Source organism: Variovorax paradoxus B4 (assembly GCF_000463015.1).
GTDB lineage: Bacteria > Pseudomonadota > Gammaproteobacteria > Burkholderiales > Burkholderiaceae_C > Variovorax > Variovorax paradoxus_E.
Window position 1 is genome coordinate 555,307 of sequence record NC_022247.1, and the last position, 16,047, is coordinate 571,353.

Genomic DNA, 16,047 nt, shown 5'->3' on the forward strand with positions numbered 1-16,047 from the left:
GCTGCAGCAATTCTCATGCCGATTGTTGACGTTATGAGATAAAAATTGTCGACAATCTCTGAGGGCACGGCCGAAGCCGGCGGCTGGGCGAAGCCAGGGCGTCCCCGGCACAATCGCCCGATGCGTTTTTTCAAGGATCTGAGCCTCTCGGCCTTCACCGCGGGCTTCGTCGCGGTGCTCGTGGGCTTCACGAGCTCGGTGGCCATCGTGTTCCAGGCCGCGCAGGCCTTCGGCGCCACGCCCGAGCTTGCGGCCTCGTGGATGTGGGCGCTGGGCATCGGCATGGGCCTGCCTTCCATCGTGCTGTCGCTGTGGTGGCGCAAGCCGGTGATGATCGCCTGGAGCACGCCGGGCGCCGCGGTGCTCGCCGTGGCGGCCGGCAGCTATGGCATGGGCGAGGCGGTCGGCGCCTTCATCGCCTGCGCCGCGCTGGTTGTGCTCGCGGGCGCCACGGGATGGTTCGAGCGGGTGATGAACAGGATCCCGATGGCCATTGCCGCCGCCCTGCTGGCCGGGGTGCTCGCGCGCTTCGGGCTCGACGCGTTCATCGCCGCGAAAACCGCGTTGCCGCTGGTGCTGCTGATGCTCGGCACCTACCTGGTGGCCAAGCGCCTGCTGCCGCGCTATGCGGTGCCGCTCACGCTGCTCGTGGCCATGGCCTTCGTGGCGGCGCGCGGCGAGATGAGCGTGTCCGCGGTGCAGTTCTCGCTCACCTGGCCGGTGTTCACCATGCCGGTGTTCAGCTGGCAGGCCATCGTGAGCCTGGCGCTGCCGCTCTTCATCGTCACCATGGCATCGCAGAACCTGCCGGGCGTGGCCACCATCCGCGCCGCAGGCTACGGCGACCTGCCGATCAGCAAGATCATCACGGCAACCGGGCTCGCCACGCTGGTGCTCGCGCCCTTCGGCGCCTTTGCCCTGAACCTGGGCGCGATCACCGCCGCCATCTGCATGGGCCGCGAGGCGCACGAAGACCCGGCGCGCCGCTACACGGCCGCGGTGAGCTGCGGCGCCCTCTACGTGGTGATCGCCTTCTTCGGCGCGGCGGTCACCGGGCTGCTCACGGCCTTTCCGAAAGAACTGGTCGCCGCCATTGCCGGCCTCGCGCTGCTGGGCACCATCGGCGGCGGGCTGGCTGCCGCGGTGCGCGACGAGCCGCACCGCGAGGCCGCGATCATCACCTTCCTGGTCACGCTCTCGGGCGTGGCCATCGCGGGCATCGGCTCGGCCTTCTGGGGCGTGGTGGCGGGCGCGCTCGCCCTCGCGGTGCAGCAGGCCGGGCGCACAAAGGCCTCCGCCGGCAAGGACATCGCCGCTTCCGGCAACATCGCGCCAGACAGCAGCAACATGGCGGCCGCACCCGGCGCCGGAAAGACTCCCAGATGAAAAACATCCTCTTCGTCGCCGATCCGCTCGATCATTTCAAGATCTACAAGGACACCACCTTCTCGATGATGCGCGAGGCCCAGCGCCGCGGGCACCGCATCGCGGCCTGCCTGCCGGAAGACCTGCAGTGGGTGTCGGGCGGCGTGGTCACGGCCAACGTGCAGCAGATCACGCTCACCGGGGACAGCAAGGCCTGGTACCGCGAGGACATCCGCGAATCGAAGGCGCTGAAGGACTTCGACGCCGTGCTCATGCGCAAGGACCCGCCCTTCGACGCCGAGTACATCTACGCCACCCACCTGCTCGAGCAGGCCGAGCGCGAAGGCGCGCACGTGGTCAACAAGCCGCGCGCGCTGCGCGACCATCCCGAGAAGCTCGCGATCATGGAGTTTCCGCAGTTCACCACGCCCACGCTGGTCACGCGCAGCGCGCAGGCCGTGCGCGACTTCCATGCCGAGCACGGCGACATCATCCTGAAGCCGCTCGACGGCATGGGCGGCATGGGCATCTTCCGGGTGACGAAGGACGGCCTGAACCTCGGCTCCATCGTCGAGACGCTCAACAAGAACGGCGCCGAGACCATCATGGTGCAGCGCTTCGTGCCCGACATCGTGCAGGGCGACAAGCGCATTTTGATCATCGCGGGCGAGCCGGCGCCGTTCGTGCTGGCGCGCATTCCGCAGGGCTCCGAAGTGCGCGGCAACCTGGCGGCCGGCGGCAAGGGCGTGGCGCAGCCGCTCACGCCGCGCAACCGCGAGATCGCCGAAACCGTGGGCCGTGCACTCGCGCCGCGCGGCCTGCTCCTGATCGGGCTCGACGTGATCGGCGACTCCGTGACCGAGATCAACGTGACCAGCCCGACCTGCTTCCAGGAGATCACCGAGCAGACCGGCTTCGACGTGCCGGCGATGTTCATCGACGCGCTGGAGAAAACCCTGCGCCCTGCCTGAGCGCGGGCGCCGCGCCGGCCGGTTCGCGCTGGCGCCGGTCCTGCAGCCGCCGCGAGCGCAGCTTGCGCGCCCAGATGACGATGCCGGTGATCGACAGCATCGCCACCGCGAGCCCCATGGCCGACATCAGGATGCGCCCCGGCAGCCCGAGGATGCGCCCGCCATGCAGCGGCAGCTGCAGCTGCGCGAACACGTCGGCCGCCGTGCCGTGCCACGGCCGGTTGCTGCCGATGAGGTGGCCGTCGCGCCCGTCGAGGTACAGGTTCGACAGGCCCATGCCGTCGCTGTCGTCGTGCGAGGCACGGTCGAAGAACGAGATGTTGTAGAAGCCGCCGCGCGCGTTGTAGAACACGCCGCCCAGCGGCGTGGTCCAGCCGCGGCGCCGGGCCTCGGCCTCGGCCCGGGCCACGATCTCGCGAAAGCCGATGACGGGCTCGATGCGCGTGCCCAGCGGCGCGAGCGGCACCAGCGCCGACGGGCCCGGCGTGGTCTTCGACACCAGCGAGAGCATCGGATGGAACACCTCCCTGTAGAGGTTCAGCGAGAAGGAGGTGAAGGCGATGACGATGATCAGCATCCAGATCCACAGCCCGCCCGCGCGGTGCAGGTCGAAATTGAGTCTGTAGCCGCCGGCCGCCCAGCGCACCGTCCAGGCCGGCTTCCAGCGCTGCCACCAGACGCCCGCGGGCCGGTGCTCCGGATGCACTGGCTGGCGCAGCCGGCGCGGCGTGGTGAGATAGAGCGCGACGAAGCTGTCGAGCAGCCACACCAGCGCCACCGTGCCCATGATCCACCAGCCGATGCGGTCGGTGCCCCACATCGCCGGCACGTGCAGCATGTAGTGGAGCTTGCGCAGGAACGGCATCAGCGTCTCGGGCTTGAGCGAGATCGCGGTCGAGTCGCGGCGGCCGCGCACCTCGGCGCTCACCGGGTCGACGAACACCTGGTTGTAGCCGAGCCTGAAGGGCTCGCCGGTGGCCGGGTCGGTGCGCGGCTGCACGAAGTAGCCGGCGGCGTGGCCTTCCTCGAAACCCAGCGGAAGGTAGGCGACCCGCGCGCGCGCATCGTGTGCCTCGACGGCGGCGGCGAGCTCGAACGGGTCCTTGAAGGGACCGCGGCTCGGAGTGTCGTAGAGCTTGCGGTTGAGCCAGCCGTCGATCTCGTGGTCCCACGAGATGACGGCGCCGGTCAGGCCCGAGACGACGAGGAAGAGGGCCACCGCCAGCCCCGCCCAGCGGTGTACGGCGGTCGCGAGGGCGCGCATCAGAAGTCGATGGTGCCGCTCACCGCGAAGGTGCGCGGTGCGCCGAGGACCAGGTAGTTGGAGCCCTGTGTGCCGCCCACCGACGCCCAGTACGACTTGTTGAACAGGTTGTCGATGCGTGCGCGCAGCGTGAGCGCGCGGCCGTTGCCCAGGTCGACCAGGTAGCGCGCGCCGACGTCGAAGCGCGTCCAGCCCGGGATCTGCTGGGTGTTGGCGGCGTTGGCGTACTGCTTGGAGGTGTACAGCAGGCGCGCATTCAGCGACAGGTTGCGTACGCCCGGCACGTCCCACTCGGCACCGAGGTTGGCCTGCTGCCTGGCCACGCCGATGGCGGTGAGGCCGTCGGTGGCGCCGCCTTGCGTGTTCTTCTGCTTGGCGTCGAGCAGCGTCAGGCCGCCCAGCAGGCGCAGGCCCTTGGTCGGCTGGCCGAACACCGAGAACTCGAGGCCCTGGTTGCGCTGCTTGCCGTAGAGGCCGTAGGTCTGGCCCGAGTAGTAATACGTGGGCTGGTCCGTGGTGAAGAACGCGGCGCTGGCGCCGAGCGTGCCGCCGTCGTACTTGACGCCGATTTCCTTCTGCTTGGCCTGGTAGGGCGCGAACACTTCGCCGGCATTGGTGACCGGGCGGTTGTTCACCGTCGTGCCCGCCACGTTGCCCTTGACCAGGCCTTCGATGTAGTTGGCGTAGGCCGACACGGTCGGCGTGATCTTGAATACGACCCCGGCCACCGGCGTGGCCTTGCTCTTGTCGTAGGCGCTCGTTTCCTTGAGCGTGGTGTAGGCGAAGCTGGTCTGCTTGATGGTCTGGCGGCGCGCGCCGAGCGTGACCAGCAGGCGGTCGTCCAGGAAGGACATGGTATCGGCGATGGCAATGCTCGACGTGTCGATCTTGTCGGTCAGGCGCGGCTCTTCGAGCGTGTTGCCGGTGAAGCTGTTGGCGATCGGGTAGGGCGATGCGGAGGGCGCGTAGATGTTGTTGCGAATGCTGCCGCGCGAGATCGTGTAGGCGTTGTCGCGGTCGTTGCTGTAGGTGGCAGCCGAGGCCACCACGGTGTGTTTCACCGGGCCGGTGACGAAGTTGCCGCGCACGCCGATCTCGGCGGTGCCGATGCGGTCCTTGCGGGTGTTGTTGAAGCGCGTGTTGCTCGTGTTGCCGAACGCATCGGTGAGGGTCGGGTTCGACAGCACGTTGTCTTCGTCGCTGCGGCGCACGCCGCCGGCAGCCCAGGCCGTGATGTTGTCGGTGATGTCGACCTCGCCGCGGAAGGTGGCGAACTTGTCCTTTTCCTTCGAGTAGGTCCAGGGCTGGGCGAAATTGGACCCGGCGTCGGGTGCGCGGGGAATCGGCAGCGTCGAGGAGGGCGTGAGGCTCGGGCGGCCGTCCTTCAGGTCGTAGTTCTGGTAGCCGAAGTCGGCCGACAGCCGCACGTTGCGGCTGTGCCAGTCGAGGCCGATGCCGAAGGCGCTGAGCTGCTGGCTTTCCTTGAACACGCCGGTGCCGCCTTCGCGGCGCACGGCGTTCACGCGCACGCCCAGGCTGTCGTCGGGACCGAAGCGGCGCGCCAGGTCGAGATTCACGTAGCCTTGGCCGCCGGTCTGCACGCCGAAGCCGACGCGGGTGAGCGGCTCGTTGGGGGCGCGCTTGGGCAGCAGGTTGATCGCGCCGCCGATGCCGCTGCCGCCGGGCGCGGCGCCGTTCAGGAAGGTGTTGGCGCCGCGGAACACTTCCACGCGCTCGAAGAATTCGGAGGCGATGTACTGGCGCGGCAGCATGCCGTAGAGGCCGTTGTAGGAGACGTCGTCCGAGTACACGGGGAAGCCGCGCACCACGTAGAGCTCCTGGAAGTTGCCGAAGCCGCGCGCCTGGCGCACAGACGGGTCGTTGAGCAGCACGTCGGCGACGCTCTTGGCCTGCTGGTCCTGGATCAGCTCGTTGGTGTAGTTGGTGCTCGAGAACGGCGTGCTCATCATGTCCTGGTTGCCCAGGATGCCGACGCGGCCGCCGCGCGCCACCTGGCCGCCCGCGTAGGGCTTGGTCAGGCCCTCGGCCGAAGCGTCGGCACTGGCTTCGACGGTGATGGTGGCCAGCGTGCCGTTTGTCGACGGCGAGGCTGCCGGCACTGCGGGAGCCGGCTGCGCCGGGGTGGTCTGGGCAAGGGCCGCCACTGCGTGAAGGGCGAGCAGCGAGGCGGCCACGGTCGGGCGAAGCCGGAGAAACGGAGCAGCGGACATGGAACGGTTCAATCTGTAATGCAAATGAGAACCGTTATTATTCGATAACACAGCCCATGATTTCGAAACTTTCCCGCCATGTTGCGGAAAAGTGTCAGAGAAAAGTTGTCAGTCGAGCGGCTGAGCGGGGCCGCTTCAGAACGGCGCCAGCTGCCCGTCCACGAACACGTGCAGTTCGCCGGGCGCGAAGGCCGTCCAGCGTTCATTGGTGGTGAGCGGCGCGGTCACGACCACCGCCACGCGGTCGTTCGGCGTGGTGTGCTGTGCGAAATCGATCTCGAGGTCTTCGTCCGACAGCTGCGCGGTCACGAAAGGATGGCGCCGTTCCACGTACCAGAGGTGCGTGGAGGCGTGGGCCCAGAGCGCCTGGCCGTTCGACAGCATGAAGTTGAAGGTGCCGTGGCCCGCAAGCTGCGGCGCCAGTTCGCGCAGCGTGAGCGTGAGCTCCTCGATGCTCGGCACGCCCGCATGCGACTTGGCCAGCTCCTGCATGATCCAGCAGAAGGCGTGCTCGCTGTCGGTGTTGCCCACCGGGTGGAAGTTGCCGTGCAGCCGCGGGCGGAAATCCTTCAGGTCGCCGTTGTGGGCGAACACCCAGTAGCGGCCCCACAGCTCGCGCACGAAGGGGTGGCAGTTCTGCAGGTTGACGGCGCCCTGGGTCGCCTTGCGGATGTGCGCAATGACGTTGCGGCTCTGGATCGGGTAGCGCCGGATCAGCTCGGCCACCGGCGATTCGCTCGCGGGCATGTGGTCGACGAAGTGGCGCAGCCCGCGGTCTTCGAAGAAGGCGATGCCCCAGCCGTCGGCATGGTGGTCGGTGCGGCCGCCGCGCTGCGCGAAGCCGGTAAAGCTGAAGGTCACGTCCGTGGGCGTGTTGCAGTTCATTCCAAGCAGTTGGCACATGGCGCTATTAGAGCGCGAGCGCCGACCGCCTGGGGAACCCGGCCGCCCGTTCAGCGCACGAAGCGGCCTTCGGGCGTGACGCGCACCATTTCGATGAAGCGCGAACCGGTGGTGCTGCCGGTCGAGAAATCGATGTCCATGCCGGCCAGGCGCAGCCTGAGGGCGCGCAGCGTCGCATGCAGGCGCGCGCGCGTCAGGTCGCGCCCGGTGCGCTTGAGCGCCTCGATCATCACCAGCCCGTTCAGGTAGCCCTCGAAGCTGCCGTAGCCCACCGGCACCTGCGCGCGCTCCGCCAGGCGGCGGTAGTCGCGCGTGACGGATTCCACCTCGCCCCAGGGATAGGGCATGACCTGCGAGATGGCCAGGCCGCTGGCCTGCAGTTGCACCACCTTGGCCGTGACCTCGCCCGGCACGATCGACATGCCATAGAACATCGGCTTGCTGCCGGCCCCGTAGGTCGCCTTGATCACCTCGCCGGCCACGGTGCCGGCCAGGTACATCAGCACGGCCTGGGACTGGCTGTCCGCCAGCATCTTGCCGGCGGCGGCGGACGTCGAGCCATCGCCCTTCACCGATACCACCGCCGCTGGCGTCTGCTTGTGCGTGGCCATGGCCGCCTCGATCAGCTTCACAGCCTCGACGCCGCCAGGGTTGTCCAGGTGGGCGATCGCGATCTTGCTCACGCCAATGGTCGACAGGTGCTCGACCAGCGCCTGCGCTTCGCGTGCATTGCTGGCGCGCACGAAGTAGGCCGAACCCGCCACGCGTTCGCGCGCGCTGTCGCCCACGCCATAGCCGCCGACGCTGGGTGCACCGCTTTGCTGCAGCACTTTGGCCGCGGCGGCCGTGGTGCCCGAGCCCACGCAGCCGAAGAAGGCGAACACGCGATGGTCGTTCAGCAGCTTGCCGTAGTTTTCGAGCGCCTTCTCGGGCTTCAGCTCGTCGTCCAGCGCCACCAGCTTGATCTTGCGTCCGCCCACGCCGCCCTGTTCGTTGATGGCATCGAAGGCCAGGCCGGCGCCGTTGTGCACGACCTTGATCTGCGAACCGAGCGGGCCGCTCAGGACGGCCGAACTGCCGAGCATGATTTCGGTGTCAGTCACCCCCACCTCGGCGGCCTGCGCGGATGAGAGATGGGTCAGGCCCGCTGCGAAAACTGCCGTCCCGGCGACAAAACTTCTGCGTTGCATGAAACACCCGTCCCATCATGAGCTAACAAATGCTAACAATTAGAAACGATGGGTGCTTAAGTATTACTAAGTGCTTACCCTTGTCGGGTGGGTTGCCGAAGCTGCCAGGCCGCGCAAATGGCAATCGCACACAGCCCGGCCAGCATCAGGAAGACTTCGTCGAAGGCCGCCAGCCGCGCGGGGCTGCTCGCGGCATTGGCCAGCGAATCGCCATGCGCCGCCAAACGCCACTCGAGCATGATGGCGCACAGGCTCACGCCGGCCGCGCCGCCCAGCATGCGCAGGAAGTTGATCGCGCTGGCACCCTGCGGAATCAGCGGCTTGGCCAGCGGCCGCATCGCGCCGAGGTTGAGCGAGGGCAGGATGAAGCCCAGCCCGATGCGCCCGATGATGGCAAACGCCACCAGCAGCCAGAGCGCGCTGTCGAGCCTGAGCACCACCATCAGCGCGAAGGACGCCGCCAGCAGCACCAGCCCGATGCTCACCAGCATCCAGGTCGGCTGCCGGTCGGCCAGCCGGCCCACGCCGGCAATGGTCACGGCCAGCACGATGCCCGCCGGCAGCAGGATGGTGCCCACGTGCGAGGCCGACAGCTGCAGCCCGACCTGCATGTACACGGGCAGCAGGTAGGTCGAGCCGAACAGCGCCGTGCCGTAGATGAAGGCGACCACGCTGCCCATGGCGAACTGGCGGTACTGGAACAGCCCCAGGTTCATCAGCGGTTCGCCGCCGGTGGCCGCGAACCGGCGCTGCCACCAGACGAAGGCGGCAAAGGCCAGCACCGCGGCCGCGAGCAGCAGGCCTGCCTGGACCGGCGAATCGCCGCGCAGCTCGACCAGTCCGTTCAGCAGGCAGAGGGTGCCCACGGTGCCCAGCGCCAGGCCGCGCCAGTCGAGCCCGCTGCCGCGCGTGGCCGCCACGCCGCCGGGCGCCGTGGTGGGCACGAACTTGTAGGCCAGCCAGATCGAGGTCAGGCAGAACGGCACCACCATGAAGAAGATCGAGCGCCAGCCGAACAGGTCGACCAGCACGCCGCCGATGCTCGGGCCGATGGCCGGGGCCAGCACCACGCCCATGCCGAAGATGCCGCTGGCGCGCCCCTGCTCGTGCGGCTCGAAGGCGCGCAGGATGATGATGGCCGGAATGGGCTGCACCACGCCCGCCGCGAGCCCTTCGGCCACGCGCGCCAGCAGCACCAGCGAGAAGTTGTTGGCCACCCCGCCCCCAATGCCGCCCGCCAGCAGCAGCACCATGGTGCCCACGTAGGTGCGCCGGTAGCCGTAGCGCGACAGGAGCCAGGGCGTGGTCAGCATCGAGACCGTCATAGCCACCATGAAGCCCGAGCTCACCCACTGCGCGCGCTCCTGACCCAGCGAGAAATGATGGCTCATGCCCGGAATCGCGACGTTGACGATGGTCGAGGACATGATCGACGCCATCACCCCCACCATCACCGAAAGCAGCAGGTACCAGCGGTAGCGCGGGCCGTGGCGTTCGCGCAGGGTGCCGATGGACGGCGGGGCCGGCGACACGGCTTCTGGCTTGGGGGTGGTGGTCATGGGCGGTGGCCCCGGCTTTCGATGCGGGTCCGTCGTCCTACAAGCATATCGGGCTTTGCTCGGCGAGGCCGGAGCCTGCCCGCCTCACAATGCATCCGCTGTCCCGCACTGCCTCCAGAACAACGACATGGATATTCGAACCGACGATCGAGCCGAGGCCCCCGACCCGGACGCCGCGCCCCACCTCGCGTCCGAGCTTGCGGCGCCGACGGTGAGCCGCGCCTACCGCTGCCAGTGCGGCCGGCCGGTGTTCCTGCGCAACAGCCAGTGCCTGGCCTGCCGCACGCCGCTCGGCTACGTGATCGAACGCCTGGGCGTCGTGCCGCTGGCGCCCGTCCCGGACCAAGACAAAGCGGAAGACGGCGCCGAGCCCGAACTCTTCACCGTGTTCGGCGACCCCGGCGGCCGGACCTACCGCCGCTGCGCCAACCTCATGACCGCCGCCAGCTGCAACTGGATGGTGCCGGCCCCGCGCGAGGGCGACGACCCGTCGTTCAACACCGACGGCCTCGCACCCGGCTACTGCCTGGCCTGCAGCGTCACCCGCACCATCCCCGATCTTTCGGTGGAGAGCAACGGCGAACTCTGGCGCAAGCTCGAGCATGCGAAGCGCCGGCTCATCTCGCAGCTGCTGGCGCTCGGGCTGCCGGTGGTCAGCCGCCATGCCGATCCGGTGCACGGGCTGGCTTTCGACTTTCTCGGCAACATGCCGGGCGGCCCGCACGTGATGACCGGGCATGAACAGGGCGTGATCACCCTCAACGCCGAAGAGGCCGAGGACGCGGTGCGCGAGCGCATCCGGGCTGAAATGCGCGAGCCCTACCGAACGCTGCTGGGGCATTTCCGCCACGAGGTCGGCCACTACTACTGGGACCTGCTGGTGCGGCCCACGCCGTGGCTGGACGAGTTCCGCGCGCTCTTCGGCGACGAGCGCGCCGACTACGCCGCGGCGCTCCAGCAGCACTACGAACAGGGCCCGCCGCCCGACTGGGCCAACCGCTTCGTGAGCAGCTACGCGAGCATGCACCCCTGGGAAGACTGGGCCGAGACCTGGGCGCACTACCTGCACATGGCCGACACCGCCGACACGGCCATGAGCTTTGGCGTGGACGCCACCAACGTCGAGCTCGCGAGCGACCTGTTCACCATGGACGACCTGTGGCAGCCGGGGCATCCCGGCGCCGCCAGGTTCCTGGATTTTCTCAACGGCTGGGTGCTGCTCACCAACGTGCTCAACGAGCTTTCGCGCAGCATGGGCCAGCCCGACTACTACCCCTTCGTGCTGCCGCGCGTGGCCGTCGGCAAGCTGCAGTTCATCCATTGCGTGATCACGCAGCAGCGCGACAGTACGGTGTCCGCGGCGGCTTCGCCCGGCGTACCGCTGCCGCCGGCCCAAAGCCAGCAGCAGGACGCCGCTCAGTCCTGACGAGGCTCGGCAGGCGTTCCCGCGGCGCAGCGGGCGCACATGCAGGCCTTTCCGCGCGATGCCTGGGGCAGGGCCGCGAAAGGCGCATGGCCGAAGTCGGCCGCCATGCACCAGCAGGGCGGCTGCGGCTGGCCGGTTTCGCGCGCGGCTTCCATGGCGCAGCGGTTCTGCTCGCCGCACAGCGGGCAGCGCGTGGCGTCGATGGCAGTGGCCGTTTCCATCACGTCAGGCGAGCTCGAAGGCAGGGAGCTTCCTGGGCACGGCCACGTTCCGCAATGTGGCGTACACCGGCAGGCCGTTGCGATAGGCGGGGTAGTCCTCGCCCTCGATCAGCGGCAGAAGGTAGCGCCTGCACTTGTCGGTGATGCCCCAGCCGTCGTCCGAGATGAAGTCGCGCGGCATGGGTTTTTCGACGTTCGCCACTGCGTCGAGCGGCGCGCTGCCGATGCGGTAGGCATAGGGCGCATCGGAGGTGCGCTCGATGGTGGGCATCACCGCGTTGCGGCCTTCGAGCGCGAGCTCGACCGCGCGCTGCCCCAGCTCGTAGGCCTGCCTCACGTCGGTGGCCGAGGCAATGTGCCGGGCCGCGCGCTGCAGGTAGTCGGCCACGGCCCAGTGGAACTTGTGGCCCAGCGCCTCCTTGACCATCTGCGCCACCACGGGCGCCGCGCCGCCGAGCTGCGCATGGCCGAAAGCGTCGCGCGTGCCCTGCTCGGCCAGGAAGCTGCCGTCGGGGTAGTGGCAGCCCTCGGACACCACCACCGAGCAGTAGCCATGCTGCTTCACCAGCTCGTCGACGCGTGCGAGAAAGCGCGCCTTGTCGAACTCGATCTCGGGGAACAGCACCACCACCGGAATCCCATGGTCGGCCACGAGCCCGCCGGCGGCCGCGATCCAGCCCGCATGCCGCCCCATCACCTCGAGCACGAACACCTTGGTGGAGGTGGCCGCCATCGAGCGCACGTCGAACGAGGCTTCCAGCGTCGACACCGCCACGTACTTGGCCACCGAGCCGAAGCCCGGGCAGCAGTCGGTCAGCGGCAGGTCGTTGTCGATGGTCTTGGGCACGTGGATCGCCTGCAGCGGATAGCCCATCGACTGCGACAGCTGGCTCACCTTGAAGCAGGTGTCGGCCGAGTCGCCGCCGCCGTTGTAGAAGAAATAGCCGATGCCGTGCGCCTTGAACACCTCGATGAGCCGCTCGTACTCGCGCCGGTTCTTCTCGAGCGACTTGAGCTTGTAGCGGCACGAACCGAAGGCGCCCGCGGGCGTGCTGCGCAGCGCCGCGATGGCTTCGGCCGGTTCGGCGCCGGTGTCGATCAGCTCCTCGGTCAGCGCGCCGATGATGCCGTTGCGCCCGGCGTAGACGTTGCCGATGCGGTCCGGATGTTTTCGTGCCGTCTCGATCACGCCGCAGGCCGACGCATTGATGACCGAGGTGACGCCGCCCGACTGGGCGTAGAAGGCGTTGAGGATGGGCATGCGGCCATTCTCCCGCAGCCTCAAGTCAGACGCCAGTGCCCCTGTTTCAGCGCCCGCCCAGGCCCATCGCGCGCGTGATCACCTCTTTCATGATCTCGTTCGTGCCGCCATAGATGCGCTGCACCCGCGCATCGGCATACGCGCGCGTGATCGGGTACTCCCACATGAAGCCGTAGCCGCCGTGCAGCTGCACGCAGGCGTCCATCACCTTGCACTGCAGGTCGGTGGTCCAGTACTTGGCCATGCTGGCGCTGGCGGTATCGAGCTTCTCGGCCATCAGCAGCTCGATGCACTTGTCGACGAACACCTGCGCCACCTGCACCTCGGTCTGCAGCTCGGCGAGCGTGTAGCGCGTGTTCTGGTAGCTGCCCACCGGCTGGCCGAACACCTTGCGCTCCTTCACGTACGCCACGGTCTGGTCGATGGCGGCCTGCGATGCGGCCACCGCGCTGATCGCGATCTGCAGCCGCTCCCACGGCAACTGCTCCATCAGGCAGACGAAGCCGCGGTTCAGTTGCGCGGCATCGCCGAGCAACGCGTCGGCCGGCAGCCGCACGTCGTTGAAGAACAGCTCGGAGGTGTCCTGCGCCTTCAGCCCCAGCTTCTTGAGCCGCTTGCCCTTCTCGAAGCCCGGCATGCCGCGCTCGACCAGGAACAGGCTGATGCCCTTGGCGCCGGCGGCCGGGTCGGTCTTGGCGACCACGATCACCAGGTCGGCGTGCCAGCCGTTGGTGATGAAGGTCTTGCTGCCGTTGAGCAGGTAGCTGCCGTCGGGCTGGCGGATGGCGCTGGTCTTCACCGCCTGCAGGTCGCTGCCCGCGCCGGGCTCGCTCATCGCGATGGCGCCGACCATCTCGCCGCTCGCGAGTTGGGGGAGGTAGTGCTGCTTCTGCGCATCGGTGCCGTAGCGCAGGACGTAGGGCGCCACGATCTCGCTGTGCAGCCCGAAGCCGATGCCCGTGAAGCCGCGCGCCCAGAGTTCCTCGAACTGGATCACCGAATAGAGCAGGTCGGCGCCCGCGCCGCCGTATTCCTCCGGCAGCGCCATGCAGAGAAAGCCGTTCCCGCCGGCCTTGGACCACACGGCGCGGTCCACGTAGCCCTGCTCTTCCCACGCCTCGTGGAAGGGCGCGATCTCCTTGTCCATGAAGCGGCGGAAGCTGTCGCGGAAGGCCTCGTGGTCGGCGCTGAAAAGCGTGCGTTCGATCATGGCCTCAGCGCCCGGGGAACGTTGGAGGGCGCTTCTGCAGGAAGGCACTCACGCCTTCGCGGAACGTGGGGCGGTCGATCAGCTCGCGCTGGCGTTCGCTTTCGTAGTGCAGTTGCTCGGCCAGCGTGTGGCGCTCGGCGGCCTCGAAGGCTTCGCGTGCCTCGACGACCGCATGCGCCGGCAGGCGGGCGAGCCGCTGCGCAATCGCGCGCGCTTCCTCCAGCAGCCGTTCGTCGTCCGCGCAGGCCCAGATCAGGCCCCACTGCACGGCGCGAGCGGCACTCAGGCGCTCGTCGAGCAGGGCCATGCCCATTGCACGCGCCTTGCCGGCGCGCCGCGGAATGGCCCAGGTGCAGCCCAGGTCCGGCACGATGCCGAGCTTGGGCAGGAAGGGCAGGTAGAAATACGCGCTGCGCGCCGCAATCGTCACGTCGGCCGCCAGCGCGAGGCCCACGCCGGCGCCGGCCGCGGCCCCGTTGACGGCCGCCACCACTGGCACGGGCAGCGTGCGCAGCGTCTCGATCAGCGGGTTGCTGAGCGACTGCATCCACTCCGCGGTCTGCGCGCCGAGCGACTTGCCTTCCTGGCCGGGCGCCATCGCGCTCAAATCGGCGCCCACGCAAAAGGCCTTGCCGGCGCCGGTCAGGATCACGGCGCGCACCGCGCGGTCGTCGCGGATGCGCTCGAGCGTGTCGCGCAGCTCGACCTGCAGTTCTCGCGCAATCGGGTTCAGCTTGGCCGGCAGGTTCAGCGTGAGCGTGGCGATGCCGTCGGTCAGCTCGTAAAGCACATAAGGCTGCGGTGCGTTCATCAGAGCCGCTCCACGATGGTGACGTTGGCCATGCCGCCGCCTTCGCACATCGTCTGCAGGCCGTAGCGCTTGCCGCGCCGGCCGAGTGCGTGGACCAGCGTGGTCATGAGCTTGGTGCCCGAGGCGCCCAGCGGATGGCCGAGCGCGATCGCGCCGCCGTTCACGTTGAGCCGCGCGGGGTCGGCGTCCAGCGCCTCCAGCCAGGCGATGGGCACGGGCGCGAAGGCTTCGTTCACTTCATAGAGATCGATGTCCTGGATGCGCATGCCGGCTTTCTTGAGCGCGCGCAGCGTGGCGGGCAGCGGTGCTTCCAGCATGATCACCGGGTCGTGCCCCATCACGCTCATGTGATGGATGCGCGCGAGCGGCTTCACGCCCAGCGTCTTGAGGCCGCGTTCGTTCACCACCAGCACGCCGCTTGCGCCGTCGCAGATCTGGCTCGCGGTGGCGGCGGTGCAGCGTCCGCCCTCGACAATCAGCTTGACGCCCGCGATGCCTTCGAGTGTGGCATCGAAGCGGATGCCTTCGTCCACCGTGTGCTGCTCGCCCGTGCCGCTGCCGTCGGCCTGCAGGATCTCGATGGGCACGATCTCGTCGTCGAACGCGCCTGCGCGGCTCGCCGCGATCGCACGCCGGTGGCTCTCGAGCGCATAGCGGTCGAGCGCGTCCTTGTCGATGCCGTAGTTCTTCGCGATCATCTCGGCGCCCGCGAACTGGCTGAACTCCACGCCCGGGTAGCGCCTTTTCATGGCCGGGCTCATGTAGGTGCCCAGGCCCGCCTTGGCCGGCAGCGCGTTGGGCGTGAACATCGGCACGCGCGTCATGCTCTCGACGCCGCCCGCAATCACCGCGTCCATGACGCCCGACATCACGGCCTGCGCCGCGAAATGCAGCGCCTGCTGCGACGAGCCGCACTGCCGGTCGACCGAGGTGCCCGGCACCGACTCGGGCAGCTTCGACGCCAGCACCGCGTTGCGCGCGACGTTGGTCGCCTGCTCGCCCACCTGGCTCACGCAGCCCAGGATCACGTCCTCCACCGCGGCCTGGTCGATGCCGCTCCTTGCCACCAATGCGTCGATCACCTGCGCCGCCAGGTCGGCCGGATGCCAGCCCGCGAGCTTGCCGCCGCGCCGCCCGCCGGCCGTGCGTGCGGCGGCCACGATGTATGCCTCTGCCATGGTCATGTCCCTCTCGAAAAGAAAACAGCGTGAACCGGGCGCCCAACGCAAAAAAGCCGCCCGTCACGGCGGCGGCGTTCAGTGCTTGGAAGGTCCATGGCATCGAGGTTCGATGCCGGGGCCGCTCAGGTCAAGCCGGGGACAACCCGAGCGGCAGCAGTCGCCAAGGCGACCGGCGGCGCGCCGGCGCGGGCAGCGGCATGGCCGCGGGCTGCGCGTCCGAGACCGTGATGCACGAGGCTTCCAGCGCCGACACCAGCACGCGCCGGTGTTCGCTGCCTTCGAAACGCTCGCCCGGGGCGAGCACGATGTCGCGCGGATCGCGGTCGAGCGTCACCCAGACCGAGCCGCTGCGGCATTCGATACCCACGCCAGCGCCGTCGGGCACGGCAAAGATGGAACGGGTCGGCAGGCTGACGTGAAAGCGGGAAGAGAGAGGCTGGGTGCTCATGGCAAG

At 68.7% G+C, this 16,047-nt stretch carries 14 protein-coding genes; 3 read left to right on the forward strand and 11 right to left on the reverse strand.

What is annotated here, in order from left to right:
- Nucleotides 1-120: 120 nt before the first annotated feature.
- Nucleotides 121-1,386: a benzoate/H(+) symporter BenE family transporter gene (locus tag VAPA_RS02545; RefSeq protein ID WP_021005203.1), complete on the forward strand. Its 1,266-nt coding sequence runs from the start codon at nucleotides 121-123 to the stop codon at nucleotides 1,384-1,386.
- A complete protein-coding gene (gene gshB / locus VAPA_RS02550) occupies nucleotides 1,383-2,336 on the forward strand; it encodes a glutathione synthase (RefSeq protein WP_021005204.1) in 954 nt (317 codons plus the stop codon). The genes VAPA_RS02545 and gshB overlap by 4 nt, the downstream gene beginning before the upstream one ends.
- Here the strand turns inward: gshB and VAPA_RS02555 are convergent.
- The 5 genes from VAPA_RS02555 to VAPA_RS02575 all read right to left on the reverse strand — a co-directional run bounded on the left by VAPA_RS02555 (nucleotide 2,299) and on the right by VAPA_RS02575 (nucleotide 9,483).
- Nucleotides 2,299-3,600, reverse strand: a complete 1,302-nt coding sequence (locus VAPA_RS02555) for a PepSY-associated TM helix domain-containing protein (RefSeq protein ID WP_021005205.1) — start codon at nucleotides 3,598-3,600, stop codon at nucleotides 2,299-2,301. The two genes, gshB and VAPA_RS02555, sit on opposite strands and share 38 nt — an antisense overlap.
- Nucleotides 3,600-5,831 (reverse strand): TonB-dependent receptor, encoded by a 2,232-nt coding sequence (locus VAPA_RS02560; protein WP_021005206.1) that lies wholly within the window; start codon nucleotides 5,829-5,831, stop codon nucleotides 3,600-3,602. The genes VAPA_RS02555 and VAPA_RS02560 overlap by 1 nt, the downstream gene beginning before the upstream one ends.
- Nucleotides 5,832-5,966: 135 nt before the next feature.
- On the reverse strand, nucleotides 5,967-6,734 hold the full coding sequence (locus VAPA_RS02565) for a class II glutamine amidotransferase (RefSeq protein WP_021005207.1): 768 nt from the start codon (nucleotides 6,732-6,734) through the stop codon (nucleotides 5,967-5,969).
- Between the two features lie 50 nt (nucleotides 6,735-6,784).
- Nucleotides 6,785-7,837, reverse strand: coding sequence for an ABC transporter substrate-binding protein (locus VAPA_RS02570; RefSeq protein ID WP_230558948.1), 1,053 nt, complete (start codon nucleotides 7,835-7,837; stop codon nucleotides 6,785-6,787).
- A gap of 161 nt (nucleotides 7,838-7,998) precedes the next feature.
- On the reverse strand, nucleotides 7,999-9,483 hold the full coding sequence (locus VAPA_RS02575; RefSeq protein WP_041945982.1) for a DHA2 family efflux MFS transporter permease subunit: 1,485 nt from the start codon (nucleotides 9,481-9,483) through the stop codon (nucleotides 7,999-8,001).
- Nucleotides 9,484-9,610: 127 nt separating this feature from the next.
- Here VAPA_RS02575 and VAPA_RS02580 point away from each other — a divergent pair, with 127 nt between their 5' ends.
- The gene (locus tag VAPA_RS02580; RefSeq protein WP_021005210.1) at nucleotides 9,611-10,909 is read left to right on the forward strand and encodes a zinc-binding metallopeptidase family protein; all 1,299 of its coding nucleotides are present in this window, start codon (nucleotides 9,611-9,613) and stop codon (nucleotides 10,907-10,909) included.
- Here VAPA_RS02580 and VAPA_RS02585 read toward each other — a convergent pair.
- The 6 genes from VAPA_RS02585 to VAPA_RS02610 form a co-directional block, all read right to left on the reverse strand.
- On the reverse strand, nucleotides 10,900-11,130 hold the full coding sequence (locus VAPA_RS02585) for a cysteine-rich CWC family protein (protein WP_021005211.1): 231 nt from the start codon (nucleotides 11,128-11,130) through the stop codon (nucleotides 10,900-10,902). The two genes, VAPA_RS02580 and VAPA_RS02585, sit on opposite strands and share 10 nt — an antisense overlap.
- A gap of 4 nt (nucleotides 11,131-11,134) precedes the next feature.
- Nucleotides 11,135-12,391: a 6-phosphofructokinase gene (locus tag VAPA_RS02590; protein WP_021005212.1), complete on the reverse strand. Its 1,257-nt coding sequence runs from the start codon at nucleotides 12,389-12,391 to the stop codon at nucleotides 11,135-11,137.
- A 46-nt stretch (nucleotides 12,392-12,437) separates the two neighbouring features.
- Nucleotides 12,438-13,601 (reverse strand): acyl-CoA dehydrogenase family protein, encoded by a 1,164-nt coding sequence (locus tag VAPA_RS02595; protein WP_021005213.1) that lies wholly within the window; start codon nucleotides 13,599-13,601, stop codon nucleotides 12,438-12,440.
- A gap of 4 nt (nucleotides 13,602-13,605) precedes the next feature.
- Nucleotides 13,606-14,412, reverse strand: coding sequence for an enoyl-CoA hydratase-related protein (locus tag VAPA_RS02600; protein ID WP_021005214.1), 807 nt, complete (start codon nucleotides 14,410-14,412; stop codon nucleotides 13,606-13,608).
- The gene (locus VAPA_RS02605) at nucleotides 14,412-15,590 is read right to left on the reverse strand and encodes an acetyl-CoA C-acetyltransferase (protein WP_021005215.1); all 1,179 of its coding nucleotides are present in this window, start codon (nucleotides 15,588-15,590) and stop codon (nucleotides 14,412-14,414) included. The genes VAPA_RS02600 and VAPA_RS02605 overlap by 1 nt, the downstream gene beginning before the upstream one ends.
- A 130-nt stretch (nucleotides 15,591-15,720) precedes the next feature.
- The gene (locus VAPA_RS02610; protein ID WP_021005216.1) at nucleotides 15,721-16,041 is read right to left on the reverse strand and encodes a DUF2917 domain-containing protein; all 321 of its coding nucleotides are present in this window, start codon (nucleotides 16,039-16,041) and stop codon (nucleotides 15,721-15,723) included.
- Nucleotides 16,042-16,047 lie beyond the last annotated feature (6 nt).

Excerpts from the sequence above, each read along its gene's own strand:
- VAPA_RS02585 (WP_021005211.1), bottom strand. The coding sequence starts at position 11,130 with ATGGAAACGGCCACTGCCATCGACGCCACGCGCTGCCCGCTGTGCGGC.
- VAPA_RS02610 (WP_021005216.1), bottom strand. The coding sequence starts at position 16,041 with ATGAGCACCCAGCCTCTCTCTTCCCGCTTTCACGTCAGCCTGCCGACC.
- VAPA_RS02580 (WP_021005210.1), top strand. The coding sequence starts at position 9,611 with ATGGATATTCGAACCGACGATCGAGCCGAGGCCCCCGACCCGGACGCC.
- VAPA_RS02600 (WP_021005214.1), bottom strand. The coding sequence starts at position 14,412 with ATGAACGCACCGCAGCCTTATGTGCTTTACGAGCTGACCGACGGCATC.
- VAPA_RS02545 (WP_021005203.1), top strand. The coding sequence starts at position 121 with ATGCGTTTTTTCAAGGATCTGAGCCTCTCGGCCTTCACCGCGGGCTTC.
- VAPA_RS02555 (WP_021005205.1), bottom strand. The coding sequence starts at position 3,600 with ATGCGCGCCCTCGCGACCGCCGTACACCGCTGGGCGGGGCTGGCGGTG.
- VAPA_RS02595 (WP_021005213.1), bottom strand. The coding sequence starts at position 13,601 with ATGATCGAACGCACGCTTTTCAGCGCCGACCACGAGGCCTTCCGCGAC.
- VAPA_RS02560 (WP_021005206.1), bottom strand. The coding sequence starts at position 5,831 with ATGTCCGCTGCTCCGTTTCTCCGGCTTCGCCCGACCGTGGCCGCCTCG.
- VAPA_RS02605 (WP_021005215.1), bottom strand. The coding sequence starts at position 15,590 with ATGGCAGAGGCATACATCGTGGCCGCCGCACGCACGGCCGGCGGGCGG.
- gshB (WP_021005204.1), top strand. The coding sequence starts at position 1,383 with ATGAAAAACATCCTCTTCGTCGCCGATCCGCTCGATCATTTCAAGATC.
- VAPA_RS02590 (WP_021005212.1), bottom strand. The coding sequence starts at position 12,391 with ATGCCCATCCTCAACGCCTTCTACGCCCAGTCGGGCGGCGTCACCTCG.
- VAPA_RS02565 (WP_021005207.1), bottom strand. The coding sequence starts at position 6,734 with ATGTGCCAACTGCTTGGAATGAACTGCAACACGCCCACGGACGTGACC.
- VAPA_RS02575 (WP_041945982.1), bottom strand. The coding sequence starts at position 9,483 with ATGACCACCACCCCCAAGCCAGAAGCCGTGTCGCCGGCCCCGCCGTCC.